Source organism: Gallaecimonas zhanjiangensis, assembly GCF_057624825.1.
This window is the reverse complement of the sequence record NZ_CM172603.1, coordinates 3,460,206-3,476,076: the sequence shown is the minus strand read 5'-3', so window position 1 is coordinate 3,476,076 and position 15,871 is coordinate 3,460,206. Positions and strand designations below refer to the sequence as shown.

Genomic DNA, 15,871 nt, shown 5'->3' with positions numbered 1-15,871 from the left:
GAGTAAACTTTGCGCCCCTTTTGATGTGAGCGCGCCATGCTGGACCGTACCTTCTCCGTTGCCCCCATGCTGGATTGAACTGATCTTTCCATCATCTAGTTGATAATGTTTGTTTTTTTATTTTTGTGGGGCAGTTTTGGGGCAGTGTTAGCGTTAGAACATCCTTCAGTCTCTTTACATCCTAAATAGCTGTGCCGAATAGTAGATCACCATGGGCATCCCACGTTCCCTTGGTTTCGCGGGCTGTGGTGACATCGTGCGGTACCACCAAAGGCAGCTGGTTATCGTCAGGTTTAGTTCGATGCCACTCAGCTGCCTCATAGCCGGCCTGGAATGTCGCCCCTCTTCAAGGGAACGTCAAAAAACGGGCGCAGATATGCGCTAAGGCCTGAGGGCGTCGGAAAACGCCTGTTTTCCGTACGCCGCCGCAACAGCCGCCACGGGTCGATGTCGCCGCTATCGAAATTTTCCTATCGTTCCGGCATCGGGCAATTCCGTTGCTCCCATTCGATGCGCTGACGAAAGATGTCGCAATCTGAGTTGACAAAACAATGCAACCCGTGGCAAAAGATGCATATGCATCATAATTCACTTACCACCACCGACTTAAACTGCGCCTGCAACGCGCTGCGTAAGGCATCGCGCGCAGTGACACGCTTCTATGACGAAGTGATGGAAGGCACAGGCCTTTCGCTTGGCCAGTTTGCCGTGCTCTTCAACATCGCCCGGCGTGAGCCGCTGCCCTTGATGGATCTTGCTCATATTCTCGTGATGGACCGCACCACACTCTATCGCGCGCTCAAACCTCTTGAGCGGGATGGCTGGGTTGTGCTCGAAAACGGTCATGGTCGGGCAAAAAATGCGCGCCTGACCGACCTTGGTCATCAAGCCATCGATAACTCAACCGATGCGTGGTTGGCCGCACAACGGCAGTTGATCGAAAAGTTCGGCTTGGATCGTTGGACCACTACGGAGGCCGCACTTCAGGATCTGGTGACAATTTCGCAGGAAGCGATGCTGTGAGCCGCCTATTACATAGGACCGGCCTTGTTTCACCGCGCGTTCACATTGTCCTGATTGTCGCCGTCACCTTCTTGGCGCTGCTTGTGTCAGCGGGGCTTCGCGCCACACCCGGCGTTCTGATGATGCCCCTGCAGGTCAACTTCGGATGGGATCGGGCGACCATTTCGCTCGCTGCTGCGGTGGGAATTTTCCTCTATGGCCTCGTCGGACCGTTCGCGGCGGCACTGATGATGTCATTTGGCATCCGCCGTACAATGCTGGCCGGCCTTATGCTCATGGCGGTATCGACATTCGCCAGCCTCTGGATGCGTCTGCCCTGGCAGTATGTATTGAGCTGGGGTGTGGTGTCCGGCATTGGCAGCGGCGCGGTCGCATCTGTTCTTGGGGCCGCCGTAGTCAATCGCTGGTTCGCCACCCGGCAAGGTCTGATCATGGGCTTGCTCAGTGCCAGCACCGCAACAGGCTCCCTCATTTTCCTGCCCTTTCTGGCATGGTTGTCAAATCAGGGAGCATGGCGGCCGGTCGTCATGGCGGTAAGCCTGGCTTGTCTGATCCTCGTGCCGATCGTTGCGCTGGTACTGCCCGAGCATCCCGGTGACATCGGCACGCGACGGTTTGGGGAAAGCCCTGATATTGCCCCTCCAGCACCGAGTAAACAGGCGCGCAAGGCAGGCCTGGCGATCAGTGTGCTGGTTCGCGCTGCGCAGCAACCCGTCTTTTGGCTACTTTTCGGAACCTTCTTTGTCTGCGGCCTAACGACCAATGGTCTTGTCGGCACCCATATGATCGCCTTTTGCGGAGACCATGGCATCGCCCCTGTGGCAGCGGCAGGTCTGCTCTCGACCATGGGTTTCTTCGATCTATTCGGCACCACGGCATCGGGTTGGCTGACCGACCGTTACAATCCGCGCGTGCTGCTGATCGTCTATTACGGCCTGCGCGGTCTCTCGCTGATGGCGCTACCGTTTTTGAGCTTCGACACCGTGAGCCTTGGCGTTTTTGCCATTTTCTACGGATTAGACTGGATTGCAACGGTGCCGCCCACTGTGAAGCTGGCGAACGAGGCATTCGGAGAACAAGAGGCGCCAATTGTATTCGGTTGGATCCAGACTGGACACCAGCTCGGGGCTGCCTTTGCAGCCTTCGGCGCCGGCGTGATCCGCGAGCAGAGCGGGACCTATCTGCCCGCTTTCCTGGCAGCCGGCGCGATGGGCATACTCGCAGCTGGCGTGCTGATCCTGACCCTGCGGCAACGGAAATCGACAAAGCTCTGAGAGCCGCTTGATCATATTTCGAGGAGACGAGTGTTGCGAATTCTAGTTGTGGGAGCTGGTGCCGTTGGCGGTTATTTCGGAGGGCTTTGGTCGGCCGCAGGTCGCGATGTCACGCTTGTCGTTCGTGAAGTGCGCCGTGATGCGATCAACCAATCCGGTCTCACGCTTGTCCGGAAGGGCAGCGAAATGCAGACCAGGCCGTCGGCGATCGTTGCAACCGACATACGGTCATCCTTTGACATCGTCTTTTTCGCCGTGCCGGGCCATGCCGTGGCGGAGGCCATCGCCGAAATTCGTCCTGCGATCGGGCCGGACAGCGTCATCATCCCGTCCCTGAACGGTGTGCGCCACTTTGATGTTCTACGGGACGCCTTTGGAGATGCAGTCCTGGGCAGTGTCGTCAAATGTGTCACTGCACTCGATAATAAGGGACGGATCGTCGAACTTGCACCTGTTGCAGAGATCGCGATTGGGCCCTGGTCCGGTGTTGGCGACAGGCGACTGGACACGGTCCGGTCTTTCCTCGCTATCGAGGGCATGGAGGTGAGGATCTCGCCGGTCATCCATGAAGAGATTGCCGAAAAGTGGCTGATGATGATTGCCCTCGGTGCGGCCAACAGCTTGCTCGGTGGAAGTGTCGGAGAGATCAACGCCGATCCAGATGGAGCCTGGGCGATCCAGGCAATGCTTGGGGAAGCGCATCGGGCGCTGGTCGAGACCGGCATGCCGCCTAGGCCAGCGGTTCTCGACAGTCTGGCGCGAATGCTGAGTGATACCGCTTCCAGTCAGACGTCCTCTCTCTATCGCAACATGCTTGCCCAGCGCCCGGTCGAGCATGAGCCGATCATCGGCGACATACTGGCACGCGTCAGCAACCGCAGTGCCTATCCGCTGCTGTCCGCCGCCTATGCGCGCCTTTCGGTCTACGAAGTCCAGCGCAGAGCTAGAGGAGCCGCGCGTTCTCAAACCCCGGCCGCAGCGAGAAAAGGATCGTGATGTTCCCCCGTCCGACCAAAGACTTCATCCTTTCCCTGCTCGGCTACGCGCTCGTTGCCGGCGCTCCGGGGCAATCGTTCGCGGCGGATCAGGCGATCGACCTGCAATTGAGCAGTGGCATAAAACAGCGCGTGTTGTGGCGTGCGCCCGATAATCCGCGCGGAACCATCGTGATGCTGCCCGGCGGGGCTGGAAATCTCGGTATCGAACGCGATGGCGATCTCAAGCACGGCCAAAACTTCGTCGTTCGCACGCGGGCCGTATGGAACTCGCGCGGTTACGCGGTGCTTATCCCCGATACTGTTGATGATCAGAACCTGCGGGGCGTGCGCAGTACATCGGGCTATGCACGGCTCGTCGAAGACCTCGTCCGACTTGCGCATGGTCAGATCCACTCACCGGTCTTCCTGCTTGGTACCAGCCAGGGTTCGATCGCCGCGATGAACGGTGCAGCGCACGCCGCACCCGGCAGCATTGCCGGCGTCGTGTTGACCGAGTCCGTGTCGGCCATGGGTGGCAGCGGCGAAACCGTGTTCGACGCGGATCCCGGCGGCGTTCGCGTGCCAGCCCTCGTCGTCGCCAATCGCGATGACCGCTGCAATGTGGCACCACCCGCGAACGCAGCGAAGATCGGCGCGGCGATGACCGCCAGCCCCGATGTCCGTATCCTACTCGTCTCGGGTGGTCTCGACCGCGACGGCAACGACTGCGGTTCACTGTCGCCACATGGCTATTATGGCATTGAGCCCAAGGTTGTCGGCGCTATTGCCGACTGGATGGATGCCCATCTCGATAACAACCGCACCTCGCGATAACTCCCAACATCAAGGAGCCTCCGTATGATCGATCTGCGTAGCGATACCTGCAGCCGCCCGACGTCCGAGATGCGGGCCGTCATGGCCAGTGCTGATGTCGGCGACGATGTCTATGGCGACGATCCAACGGTCAAGGCGCTAGAACGCGCCACGGCCGAACTGCTGGGTAAGGAAGATGCGGTCTATATGCCCACGGGCACTATGACCAATCAGGTTGGCATCCGCGCGCATACCGAACCGGGTGATGCAGTGTTGTTCGATCAGAATGCCCACGTCTACATCCTCGAAGGTGGCGCACCAGCGGCATTCTCGGGGGTGTTACCTCGTCTTCTGCCAGGTATACGCGGGATCTTCACGCCGGCCGACGTGGAGGCTGCCGTCGGAAGCGTCCACCCTTTTTTCCCGACAACTATCCCGGCGCCCGTACGGTTGCTGTGTCTGGAGAACACGCACAACATCGGTGGCGGCACTATCTGGCCGATAGAGCAGCTGAATGCCGTCACCAAGGCGGGCCGAGATCTTGAACTGTCCCTGCATCTCGATGGTGCCCGTCTGTGGCACGCTACCGCTGCGACCGGGATCAGCGAAGCCGATTATGCAGCCCCCTTCGATTCGATCAGCGTCTGCTTCTCAAAGGCGCTTGGCGCGCCGGTCGGCTCCTGCTTGGTCGGCGGTAAGGACTTCATTACCCGCGCCCGCCGCTTCAAGCAGCAGATCGGCGGGGGCTTCCGGCAGGCCGGCATCATCGCTGCGGGCGCGCTTCATGCGCTTACGCATCATCGCGGGCGACTGGCCGAGGTCCATGCACTTGCCCGGTGTTTCGCCGATGGGCTGGCCGAATTTGAGCGGATCATAATCAATCCAGCCAGTATTGAGACGAACATCGTGCGCTTTCAGCTTCGCGATTGCGATGCAGGCAGCTTCGTCGAGGAAGCCCATCGTCGTGGCCTCCACATGCTTCCCTCCGGCCCAAACGCGGTTCGGGCGGTCTTCTATCTCGACATCACGGTACCAGATGTCGAGGCGGCGTTGTTGATCGTCCGTGAGACGCTCGACGCCCTTTTACCACAGGGGGAAGGCCAAGCTGCCGCTTCGCATGTCGGGAGGGCAGCTTACTGATCGACCGGGGGCATAGTCCTCTCACAGCGTCCCGCGCCGGTGATCCTCGCTGAGTTTCAGGATGGGGCGCTTCGAGAGGGTTTCCGGTTGCACGCGCTCCCATAGCGTTTCGCCACCGGATTCTTTGGCGCGGTCTTCCTCGCGCCGAATCCACTCCTCCGCACTTCTGATCCGTCCGGGATGGATTTCATCAAGCAGCGAATAGTCGCGTGTGATGATGTCGTGCTTCCACTGGTTCCAGAAGCCAGTGAAATTGTCTCGGAAGCTCATCGTGCTCTTGTCGGCTGGGTCCGCATTATAGCCAGCGGGAAGGCCCGTGATGGCAGCGAGCGGAGCGAAATAGGCATCGAGATCAGTATCGACGTAGCGCGCCGGGTACCCGGTCACGCGCGTGAAGGCGGCGGCGAGATCGGCGTAGCGGATATGCTCGATAGCGACTTCCAGATCCATGCCGTTGGCGCGCTCGGGATGGTCGAAGAGCCAGCGGACATAATAAGCGCAGTCCTCGAGTGCGACATGGACGACCGCACCCTGTCCGAGCGGCACGCGCCAAGTCAGTACACCGTCCTCGATCCTTGGCGTCATCGGTGTCTGGGCGGAAAAGGCCATTTCCATATAGGGGCCAGTGGTGAACAACGCGGCCCCCATACGACCGCCATTGCTGACGTTCTGATTCAGGATCCACTCGCCGATCCGGCCCTTGCCGTCATAATGTCCGGTGCGGAACATCGACCGGTAACCTGCCTTTTTCAGCGTGTAATCGAGGTTACCGTAGACAAAGAACTTTACGCCCTCTTCCAGCGCGATCTCATAGGCGCGGATCGCCCAATAAGTCTCGGTCTTTTCTCCGGTGTTGAAGCCGTCGATGTTAAGGAAGACACCATCGCACGCGCGCATACCCTGGCGCAGGATAGTCTCGTCCGCGAACGTACCTTCCAGAAACTCGACATTCCCAAGTTCCGCGAGAGCCCGCGCCCGGGCCGACACCGCATCGCGCGTCAGCGCCAGCACAGAATAGCGGCCGTCGCTGACCAGGCCACGCACAACGGGAATACCCTGCGCCCCAGTCGCGCCGACGACGAAGATTCGGGAGGTTTTCAACATAGAGGTTTTCAACATATCCGACTCCAAGCAGTTGATCTGCTGCATATTTACTCTCATAATGAGAGCATGCTAACTCTCATTATGAGAGTAAATCAACTCTTATTATGAGAGTAAGTGAAATTGGTATTGAAAGACGATGAAATCAAAGAGTTTTGAGGGAATGGCCTGTTCAATGGCCGAAGTGTTGTCGGCATTAGGCGATCGTTGGGGCATGATCATCATGCGTGACCTGCTGCTAGGTCTCACCCGCTATGATGATCTGCGGCGCTCCACAAGTGTGACCAACGCCACTTTGTCTGGCCGGCTCAAAGATCTGGAAGAAGCGGGGCTGATCGAACGCAGACAATACCAGGCTCGGCCCGAACGACACGAATATGTCCCGACCGAGAAGGGCCGCGATATGGCCCTTGTCATGCAGGCAATGGTGCAAGTAGGCGACAAATGGCGTCAGCAGGAGAAACGCGGCGCTACTTTGCAATTCGTCGATAGCGTTTCCGGTCACAGAATTCGACTGGCATTGGTCGACGCTGAGACGCTGGCTGCTACCGTACCCTCAACCATCCGAGTTGAGGCAGGCCTTGAAGCGGATGATCTCATGAAATGGCGGATATCGCAGGGCGAATCCGAGCGTGCTCGTCGAAGGGGACTGCTGCAGGCTCAGTCTCGCTAGACTTAGCTGACGTTTTCCGCGCTCGATGTCGCGCCCCCCCTGTCCTACCGCAATGTCCCAGCCCCGTCCGTCACGTCCATCAGATCGAGGCCGGCAGAAACTTCTGAACGGCAGGTACTGGATAGCGTGTATTCCATTTCATTGGGGTGCAATCGAGATGGGCGTTGTTTCCCAAATCCGACAAGGAAACAACGCCTTGGTAAAGTAGTATCAGTGGGCGAATTATCGCTACAGCTTGTTGGTTCTTGGATATGGGTGTGGAGGAGTGGCCTCGGGTAAATTTTCCTCCAGCCACTCTCTTTCATGTATATACAACCAAAAGAAGGCCGCATTGCATTCAGACTTTATTTCTCGCCCGATGGCTTGTGGGTAGAATTGGCGATAGCGAAGGATCTGGAGTTTATAACGTCGCCTTTTAGAGTCCTGTCTACACTTTTTTCGCCATTGCACTAGACCTTTTGTGGCAGATATTAGCATTTCAACACTTCCGCTAGAGATGGACAATCTCCGAGCAATTTCTTGACGGTGAAAGCCTTTTGTAGCGAGCTCAATTGCAATTTGGCAAACCGAGGGGGTTAACTTGGTCGGCTTAAGTTGTGTATTCACTTTTTCACGAAGGGCAACGGCTTTGACAAAACAACGACTTTTTCCTATTCCCCTGCTAATACTAGCAATGGATTTACCTTCTCTCAGCAGTGTTAAGCACTCGGTTATTTTTTGTTCGCTGCGTTTTACTTGGCAAAATTCAGGGGGCTCACAGCCGTACTTTATCGGCTCAGCCTTATTCAGTCAGTAATTAAATAGAATATGCTTAAAAGGATGCTGCGAAACATTTTCGCAGAGCAAGTATGACAAATATTTATGGTCAACCTCCGTTTTAGGAAGCAAATAGTCAGATGGATATTTCAATAGCAAACTAAACCGATAGAACTCATCAGATAGCAGCCGTCTTCTAAATCTATTATTTTTCGTTACGTACCCCAGCTCGCGTAGCCTTTCTCTATAGAAACCAAAACTTATCTTAGGGTAACTCGTCTCGTTTGAGAGCAGGAATTTATTTGCATAGTCTGCCAACTCAAAGCTTAGCTGGGAGCTTTTTCTATAGAATTTTGAATCGCCCCGGATTTCCTAGACACTTTCCAAGCTCAGTAAATGTCGCTTCTCAAACTCTACCGGTGACAGCTGGTTGTTGAAACCATGCCGACGTTTTGGGTTGTAAAACATCTCGATGTAGTCGAACACATCAGCGCGAGCAGCCTGCCTACTGCTGTAGATCTGTCGCCTGATCCGTTCCCGTTTCAGCAACTGGAAGAAGCTTTCCGCTACGGCGTTGTCATGGCAGTTGCCACGTCGACTCATGCTGCCAAGCAAGTGGTTGGCTTTGAGGAAGCTCTGCCAGTCGCCGCTGCTGAACTGGCTACCCTGATCTGAGTGGATCATCACCTCCTGCTTTGGCTTACGCCGCCAAACGGCCATCAACAATGCATCAATAGCCAGGTCGCTGGTCATCTGCGGTTTCATCGACCAACCGATCACTTGCCGCGAAAATAGATCAAGTACTACCGCCAAATACAACCAGCCCTCATAGGTGCGTATATAGGTAATGTCCGTGACCCAGACCTTGTTGGGCTCAGTGACATTAAATCGGCGCTCCAGATGATTCGGTGAGATCACTGGAGACTTACCACCATAGCGGCCTGGTCGACGATGATAGCCTGTCTGCGAGCGAAGCCCTTCCAAACGCATCAGGCGAGCAACACGATGCTTGCCACATGCCTCTCCAAGCTCGCGCAGGTCGTCGTGGATTTTGCGGTAGCCGTACACCCCGCCGCTCTCTAACCACGCGTGCTTGATCAGACCAAGCAGGCGCTGATCATCCTTGGCTCGTGCCGACGTCGGTTCAGCCAGCCAGGCGTAGTAACCGCTGGCATGTACTTTCAGCGTCAGGCACAGGCGACGAACCGGATAGTCAGCGGATAGCTGGTTGATGAAGGCGTACTTCAGCCGCACTCCTTGGCAAAGTACGCGGCGGCCTTTTTTAGGATGTCTCGCTCTTCGGTTACGCGTTTGAGTTCGGCACGCCGACGACGCAGCTCAGCTTGCTGATCGTCTTCTTGCGCGCGCTGCTCTTGGGGTTTGCTGTAACGCTTCACCCAGGCATACAGGCTGTGGGTAGATACGCCCAAACGCGCTGCCACCTCGGCCACCGGCAGGCCTCGTTCGGTCACTTGTTTGACTGCTTCGATTTTGAATTCTTCGGGATAACGCGGGTTGCTCATGGCACCTCCTAATGGGCCGTATTATGAGGCCTGGAGGTGTCTACAAAACTAGGGGCGATTCAGACTTTACCTCAAGGTAGATGGAAATACTTTGAGGTAAAGTGAGGTGAGATATACCTCTTACTAAAAAATCGCCAGCAGGTCCTCTTCGAACCTTAAGCCTTGCAGGTTATTATTCTCGCAGATTGATTTGAAATCGTCATTGCAGAAAATACTGCCGCATAATTTACTGTTAGATTTGAAAACGGGTTTGTCCTTGGCGTCACTCTCATCGAACTCTAAGCTCGTTAAGTTTATTGCATTACCATTGTGATACTCGTAGGACAAGGAACTCTCGATTTCCTTCCCATATGTAAAACAAGTAAATATATAGTATTGGTGACCATCTGCTTTTATTGGTAGGAAATCGCCGTGTGACTCCAGTTTCTCTCTAAGTACTTTATGGGCTTTATCACTCACAAGTAAATGGATGTTTGCCCAAAGCGAAATATCGGGAAGAGTTGGATTTACGCTATCTTCCATGTCACGCATTTCACAATCAATTTCTTTCCAGTCGTCCTTCAATGACTCGTTTGTTGATGGCTGTTTATGAACCCTCATGACTAACTTTTCATCACCTATCTTATTTAGTAAGATCATTGGAGTAAGAGACAAAATCTTGTAGCTCTCAGGTATAGTCTTTAATTGATAAATCATGACAAGCCATCCCAGTTCTCATCGTATTTTTCTTCTATTTTGCTAGGATAAGTACCCGTTTTCAATCTGATTTTTATATTGTCTAGCCGATCAACGAAAACATCTTCCGGAATATAATCAGACATAAAGTGTACTGTTATCCAAGTTTCGTAATTTTTGGTATGTATAGGTAGATGCACTGGCGAGTCCGGTGTAGCCCAGTGACGAGGTTTCTTCGTATCACCATCCTTAAATTCACTGCTCCAGACATCATGATCTACTCTGTTATGAACAAGCCATACTCCATTCAATGGGTCATTAATTCCAATCCCATGAAGATGAAGATTGAATCGTGCTAATGCCATGTTTTCTTTAAGCCATCTACCTTTTCCCATAATGATATGGTGAGCGGTGTGTCGATGACTGGGTTTAACCTCACCGTCAGCAGCGAGATTTCGCTCTAAGATATCGGTGGGATGATGGTCCTCTTTTGCTAGATCAAACGGGCTCAGCTCATTTTTGGCTGCATTGCGATAATCTTGTAGGCTTTTTTTATTAATCTCTTGCGTAGTATGCGCCATTAGCGATGCTTTTAGCATTCGTAAGTGGCTCCAATCTAAAGCCTGAGCTTCAGCATGCTTCTGCTGCTGTGCTGGTGTTAGGGACGCTACTTTAGTTGCACGCTTTTTGCAGTGGAATTCTGCACATTTCTTCTCGTACAAATAAATAGCCATCTCCAATGGACTTGGGTTCTCTGGACGTATTGGTAGGGGTATCGCTTGGTATTGAGCAGCCATGATGCATCCTTGCTTCATATGAGGTATTTGCACCTTACCTTAATGTACAAGTGGTGCAACAGGCCATGGCTTATAAAGCGTTGATGAAAGTAAGGCTGCCATCGCTGACGACCCCTTAGGAGGCTTGCCTTACCTCATCAATGTACTGTGCGAGATCGGCTATGTGGACCAGGTACTCAGCCTTCTGAGTGGCTCGGAAGGCCTTCACCGGGAGCCTGCCTGCATTGGCCCTGAGCTTGGCAGTTTGGGGGGATAAGCCAAAGTACTCATCGCAGATCTCTGACAGCTTTACTACGGGCTTTTCGTACTGGGCAAGCAGCATAAATACGGTTTTCATCAGGACCTCCATCGTTCTGTGATGGGGACTATTTTCGAGTTATTCCCCGCTATTTCTCGGCTCTGCAACTGTCCTATTTGGGCATCAACAGCGTTTTTTTGTGAGCCATAACTTTCACATGTGAAAGATCTTGCCGGTGTCAAAGAACTCTGCAAGGAAGAAGAAACTTTGTCCTTTGAACAGGTCGGCTTTGGCATTGCAGAGTTTTGCTGACAATCCTGCGGGGCAGGTATCTGATGTACTGCATGTTTAACACTGCTTTTCGTAGCTGGAGTGGCCAATGATGTCGGCTCGGTACGATTTAGTAGATGACAGTACTTGGCAACCGTCTGTCTGGATAGCCCTGCAAGCTTGGCCACCGCCGTCAGGGTGAGCTTGAGACCCTGTTGAGTAAGCTGCTGGCAAGCTTGCTGTATGCGTACTTGGGTCGATTGGCGCCTGGTCTTGTGTGTGCGCTTAGCTGCCTTTTGCTGGCGTTCTCGCAAACTTAGAGAGTTATCCAGTCGCATCACTCCTTTATTGCGAGGCAGTGAGCCGGTGTAGCGATCCCACGTCCATCTAGCTACGCTTTTGACCGTTGCCAGTACCTGAGATTGGGTGAGGTTGGCCGCAAAGCCACGATTGATGAATGCGTTGTGGCTGTGGGCGAATGATTCCAGCTGTCTTGAAAAGCTAATGAAGCTGCCCTGTTCGCGCTCTTTGGCGACAATCGAATAAGCAAAGAACCTCAGTTCTTCAAACAGTAGGCAGTGCCTTGAATGAGAAACTGCATCGGTATTTTCTTTATGGCCCCAGTAAGGTTTCAGGGGCAGGTCTAGCGAGTCTGCTAGTTCTCCCAGCTCATACACGTCACTGTGTATTTCCCAAGTGCGCCACCAGGGATGGCCAGGAGTCTTGGCTACCGGGCCTGAATAGGCTGGGTCAGCGTTCAGTTTGGTCGCCATAGCCTCGTAAATGGCTTTCATGTAACGAATGGGTTTGGAACGCGCTTTCTCAGAAGTACAGACGGGGATAATGGAGTAGAAAAGATGGGATTGGCCGTTGTGGCGGTTGCTTACGACCAAGTTAGGAGCGGGAAGTCCTGCACTTTCCCAAACTAAAGGATCATTGTGGTCAAGATCGAATATTAGCCACGAAACCATGCCAGTCCGGTTGACCTGCATATAGGGGTAGCGAATAGCGAATTCTCTTGGGCGTATACGTGCTGCGGTTTTGTTATCACTGCACCGGGTAAAATAAGGTGCTTCGGCTATGATCCGGCTGAGTGCGGTTTTTGGCTGAAAATAGCGCTCTGCGCTTTCATTTAATACTGCACTATTCAATGGATGCTTCCTTTGCTGGATATTTGAGCAATGGGAAGCCGCACCCAAGCAGTTTCTGCTGCTGTGGAAATTGCAGTTCAATCATAAATTGCGTACATTATTTGTACGCGTTTGGCTTCCCAAGCCACGCCCTGAATGCTTTGTGGAGCGCCAACTCGTGAGCATTCAGCGAACCGCCCAACAAACCCGGTCCTGTGCCGGGTTTGTTGTTTTTAATGCTGGTTACGTTTTATCCAGTCATGAACATCACAAGCCCGATAACGAACCGCTCGGGCTACACGTACAGGGCGTGGAAAGTTACCGGCTTTTGCCAAGCGATAAAGTGTTACCTGGGAGATCTTGAGCAGCTCCGTAACCTCTTGAGTGGTCAGGAGCAATAGTTCCGGGCTGGCCCCGGCGAGTAATCTTGCGTGGCTTTCCATTGGTGCAGTCCCCATCGGCGTGAATGAATCTGAAACGATGGGAATATTCTGGATCTGTGCTGTAGTTCCTTAGGAGCGCTCAAAGTGCCCAATTAGGGTGCAAAAAACAAAAATCGCTGCGACTAAGCCCCAAAAACTTTCACATGTGAAAGTTTTTGGGGCCAATGCTCTAAGGTTTGCCGTTCCAGTCAGGGAAAATTTTCGAGGCCGACTCTCGGCGAGCCTTATCTACGTCAATGCCTTGCAGGCGCTCCAATACTCGCTCGGCGGCATTGTGACGATTCCCGTCCAGATTAAAGTCGCTACCCGAGCCGGTAAGTGACTCTAGGTTCAGCGATGCTGGGTTAGGGAACTTGCCGTTCTGTTGCAGAATGCCAAGCCATTCGTCCAAATTAACTTGGCTCCAGTCAATATTTGCGATCTGCTCCAGCGGGATCCCACCACATTGTGGATTGCTGGGGTCGCCAAAATTCAAGCCTAATTGAGGGCGCACTTGTTCTTGAATGATACGAGACAGGGGAGAATTAAAGCAGCAGTAGGACTCGCGCTTCTCAGTACAGGCACCCAATACTTTTGATTTGCAGTAAGAGCCCACATAAGAGCAGTTTTTTAAAGCTCGCTTGGCGTTGAGTGTGAACTCATCTTCTTCACACTTGTAGACCATCTGGATCATGACAATGGCCACCACATACGCGGTGTAAATGGTCATTGCTGTACTCAGCCAGGTGGTAGCACTTTCCATCATCCCTTCCTGGGCCATTTTGCCAGCACCTCCGGCAGCCGCCTCCTGAGTTGCTGCATCCTGCCCAAGCCCCTTCATTACGTCAGCCATTACCTCTTTAACCTGCTCGGTTAGCTGGTCCATCAACTCGTCAATAACCTGCTCGACCGGTTGATAGAAGGAGTCAACGGCGCCAGAGATGTTCTCGACATAACTGGTGAAGGGCTTGGTGATTTCAGTCCAGCCTTGCAAAGCTGGCTCACGCAGGATCTGATAAGCCCCTTTTATTGCGTTGCCGTTTTGGAGGCCCATCACTGCGCCGTCAAGCTTGGGTACTGCCATGATCAAATTGAGGTAGTCGGCCAGCGAGATGTTGGACGGTTTCTCACAGCAATCGGAAACCCCTCCCACGGCAACTTTGCAGGTGCCTGCCTCACCTGCAAAGGCAGTGCATGATACATCCTCATGTCCTGTTGGATTGTCATTACCATCAAGGCCGGTGCAACTCATGTCCTGAGTCATGAACTGTGCTGCGTTAAGCAGGGCAGTGGCACGAGCAAAGTCGGTACTTTGAGTCTTCGTTACATCAAGGCAGTCGTCTCCCATGCAGCGCACAGGGCCACCACATTGATACTGGGTGTCTTTTTCCAAGGTTGGGACCGCAACGTCTGAACCGCAATCGTAGGTGTCTTCATGGACATAGCAGGTTCCAGACTTGCCTTGAGCACCATCAACGCATGTGGAGCTGATGAATCCGCATTGTGGATTCGCCTCTAAGCGAGCGCAGGTATTGAGATTTTCGCCGGTGTTCTTAGGGCAATGCACGGTGCCTTGTGGGTCTGTCCAGCATGTCATTGCCCCCTTGTAAAAGTCATAGTTCGCTTTCACCTGAACCTTTTTGCAAAGTGCTGAGATACCGCTTAGTGGGGCTGGATTTAACTGGTTTTCACAAACATTGATGCCATTAACGACGGTGCAGCCGTTGTTATCTGATGGGTCGTCGATACAGGAAACCTCTCCGGCAGCAAATTCATCCACTACGCCTTTAGCAGCATCGAGGCAACTTTTTGGAGACCACAGGTCCTTGATGACGGCTTTAGCCGGGTCATAGTTAATCTTGATTCGCCCGTAACCTTCGCCCTTATCTGTGACGGAAACCCGCAGTTTGAAAGTAACAACGGTACCAGGCGCCACTTGTTTTAAATTGGCCGTAACATCCACTCCTGGATTGACGGCCCAACTGGTATTCATCTCACAAGAACCAAGGGTTTCTGGTGGGAATAGGGCTCTGGTTTCTGTGTAGTTATCCGGGCGCCTATCACCTTGAGTGCCAGCATCTTTCATGCCTGCCACGGGGCCGCTGAACACCTTGTCGTGGTTGAGGTAAATCTGTATCCAGTCATCCCATTTGGCGTATTCCAAAACCGCTTTGGTGATCGCGTCAGGGTTTGAGACAACGATACTGGTGGACTCTTCAAAGACACCACAGTTACCTGACCAGTAATCATTGCCGACCTTACCAATCCAAAGCTCGGTACATCCCTCGCCGCAGGACTTAAGGTTGTAGGGACCGTCATAATGCTTAACGACCGATGCGTTGTAGTCGTGGATAAGATCACATTCCGCGCTTTGGTCCACTACCCGCTGGCACCTTTCGTATTCAGGTACGTGAGCGCTGATGCTGCTGGCTGTCATGCTGGTTTTGGTCGAGCAATCGCCAAAGCTCCCTGCAATCAAGTCCATGTCTTGGTATGTCTGCTTACTGAGGTTCAATACTGGATCGTTTGTGAAGTCCGGGCGAGAGCGATTGGCCGCGTCAAGCAACACTTTGTATGCCGCGCCCGATATGGACGGATTGCTGCTGTTGGCATCTTCCCAGAGTGAGCCTTTAGCGCTATTCCCCAGGCTATCCATGTTATTGCTGGAGTCATAAACACCTTGGAGCGTTTCAACGTCGGGTTGGTTTGCGTCTGGAAAGTAATCGCTCAGATCGCTATTAGCGTTTGTGCCTGGGAACAGCGCCTTGACATCAATCTGGCTGCCACCATTCATCTGGAATTGTCCGTCTTTCAGCGTCGGCATCGATATGGTGCCGTCTTGGATCGAGCCAGGGTTTACTCTAAAAGAATTGGCAAGCTCTTGGCCAAATTCCTGGGCTTCTTTTCCTACCTTGGAAAGATCTGAACTGGCGGTATTGTTGGCGTAAACACTAAGTGGCAATACTGACATGGTGACCGTCAATACTGAGGCCACCAATCTTGATAAAATCGGGTTTCTCATAGTACGACCTGCAACAACGACTGTTTCAGGCCATGCT

At 53.4% G+C, this 15,871-nt stretch carries 15 protein-coding genes; 6 read left to right on the top strand and 9 right to left on the bottom strand.

Going from position 1 to position 15,871, the window contains the following annotated elements; genetic code table 11:
• The first annotated feature begins 525 nt into the window (after window positions 1-525).
• The 5 genes from AC22G1_RS16470 to AC22G1_RS16450 all read left to right on the top strand — a co-directional run bounded on the left by AC22G1_RS16470 (window position 526) and on the right by AC22G1_RS16450 (window position 5,227).
• Window positions 526-1,023 (top strand): MarR family winged helix-turn-helix transcriptional regulator, encoded by a 498-nt coding sequence (locus tag AC22G1_RS16470; RefSeq protein WP_487314329.1) that lies wholly within the window; start codon window positions 526-528, stop codon window positions 1,021-1,023.
• A gap of 119 nt (window positions 1,024-1,142) precedes the next feature.
• The gene (locus tag AC22G1_RS16465; RefSeq protein WP_487314328.1) at window positions 1,143-2,297 is read left to right on the top strand and encodes an MFS transporter; all 1,155 of its coding nucleotides are present in this window, start codon (window positions 1,143-1,145) and stop codon (window positions 2,295-2,297) included.
• Between the two features lie 33 nt (window positions 2,298-2,330).
• Entirely contained in the window at window positions 2,331-3,293 is a 963-nt protein-coding gene (locus AC22G1_RS16460) for a ketopantoate reductase family protein (RefSeq protein WP_487314327.1), read from the top strand.
• Window positions 3,293-4,108, top strand: coding sequence for an alpha/beta hydrolase (locus tag AC22G1_RS16455; protein ID WP_487314326.1), 816 nt, complete (start codon window positions 3,293-3,295; stop codon window positions 4,106-4,108). Before AC22G1_RS16460 ends, AC22G1_RS16455 begins: the two co-directional genes overlap by 1 nt.
• A 24-nt stretch (window positions 4,109-4,132) precedes the next feature.
• On the top strand, window positions 4,133-5,227 hold the full coding sequence (locus AC22G1_RS16450) for a threonine aldolase family protein (RefSeq protein WP_487314325.1): 1,095 nt from the start codon (window positions 4,133-4,135) through the stop codon (window positions 5,225-5,227).
• 21 nt (window positions 5,228-5,248) lie between these two features.
• Here AC22G1_RS16450 and AC22G1_RS16445 read toward each other — a convergent pair whose 3' ends face one another.
• The gene (locus AC22G1_RS16445; RefSeq protein WP_487314324.1) at window positions 5,249-6,376 is read right to left on the bottom strand and encodes an NmrA family NAD(P)-binding protein; all 1,128 of its coding nucleotides are present in this window, start codon (window positions 6,374-6,376) and stop codon (window positions 5,249-5,251) included.
• 91 nt (window positions 6,377-6,467) lie between these two features.
• Here AC22G1_RS16445 and AC22G1_RS16440 point away from each other — a divergent pair, with 91 nt between their 5' ends.
• Window positions 6,468-7,001: a winged helix-turn-helix transcriptional regulator gene (locus tag AC22G1_RS16440; RefSeq protein WP_487314323.1), complete on the top strand. Its 534-nt coding sequence runs from the start codon at window positions 6,468-6,470 to the stop codon at window positions 6,999-7,001.
• A 228-nt stretch (window positions 7,002-7,229) separates the two neighbouring features.
• Here the strand turns inward: AC22G1_RS16440 and AC22G1_RS16435 are convergent, their stop codons facing one another.
• The 8 genes from AC22G1_RS16435 to traN all read right to left on the bottom strand — a co-directional run bounded on the left by AC22G1_RS16435 (window position 7,230) and on the right by traN (window position 15,834).
• The gene (locus AC22G1_RS16435) at window positions 7,230-7,607 is read right to left on the bottom strand and encodes a TnsD family Tn7-like transposition protein (RefSeq protein ID WP_487314322.1); all 378 of its coding nucleotides are present in this window, start codon (window positions 7,605-7,607) and stop codon (window positions 7,230-7,232) included.
• Between the two features lie 522 nt (window positions 7,608-8,129).
• A protein-coding gene (locus AC22G1_RS16430; RefSeq protein WP_487314321.1) for an IS3 family transposase occupies window positions 8,130-9,280 on the bottom strand; the annotation gives its coding sequence in 2 pieces (ribosomal slippage) (window positions 8,130-9,037 and window positions 9,037-9,280; 1,152 coding nt in all).
• A gap of 123 nt (window positions 9,281-9,403) precedes the next feature.
• On the bottom strand, window positions 9,404-9,976 hold the full coding sequence (locus AC22G1_RS16425) for a hypothetical protein (protein ID WP_487314320.1): 573 nt from the start codon (window positions 9,974-9,976) through the stop codon (window positions 9,404-9,406).
• Window positions 9,973-10,752 carry an AHH domain-containing protein gene (locus tag AC22G1_RS16420; protein ID WP_487314319.1) on the bottom strand — a complete coding sequence of 260 codons (780 nt, stop codon included), beginning with the start codon at window positions 10,750-10,752 and terminating at the stop codon, window positions 9,973-9,975. The genes AC22G1_RS16425 and AC22G1_RS16420 overlap by 4 nt, the downstream gene beginning before the upstream one ends.
• Window positions 10,753-10,867: 115 nt before the next feature.
• On the bottom strand, window positions 10,868-11,089 hold the full coding sequence (locus AC22G1_RS16415) for a pyocin activator PrtN family protein (protein WP_464949256.1): 222 nt from the start codon (window positions 11,087-11,089) through the stop codon (window positions 10,868-10,870).
• Window positions 11,089-12,411 carry a replication initiation protein gene (locus AC22G1_RS16410; RefSeq protein ID WP_487314318.1) on the bottom strand — a complete coding sequence of 441 codons (1,323 nt, stop codon included), beginning with the start codon at window positions 12,409-12,411 and terminating at the stop codon, window positions 11,089-11,091. Before AC22G1_RS16410 ends, AC22G1_RS16415 begins: the two co-directional genes overlap by 1 nt.
• A gap of 212 nt (window positions 12,412-12,623) precedes the next feature.
• Entirely contained in the window at window positions 12,624-12,833 is a 210-nt protein-coding gene (locus tag AC22G1_RS16405; RefSeq protein WP_464949252.1) for a helix-turn-helix transcriptional regulator, read from the bottom strand.
• Window positions 12,834-13,002: 169 nt separating this feature from the next.
• The gene (traN, locus tag AC22G1_RS16400; RefSeq protein ID WP_487314317.1) at window positions 13,003-15,834 is read right to left on the bottom strand and encodes a conjugal transfer mating pair stabilization protein TraN; all 2,832 of its coding nucleotides are present in this window, start codon (window positions 15,832-15,834) and stop codon (window positions 13,003-13,005) included.
• Window positions 15,835-15,871: the final 37 nt, after the last annotated feature.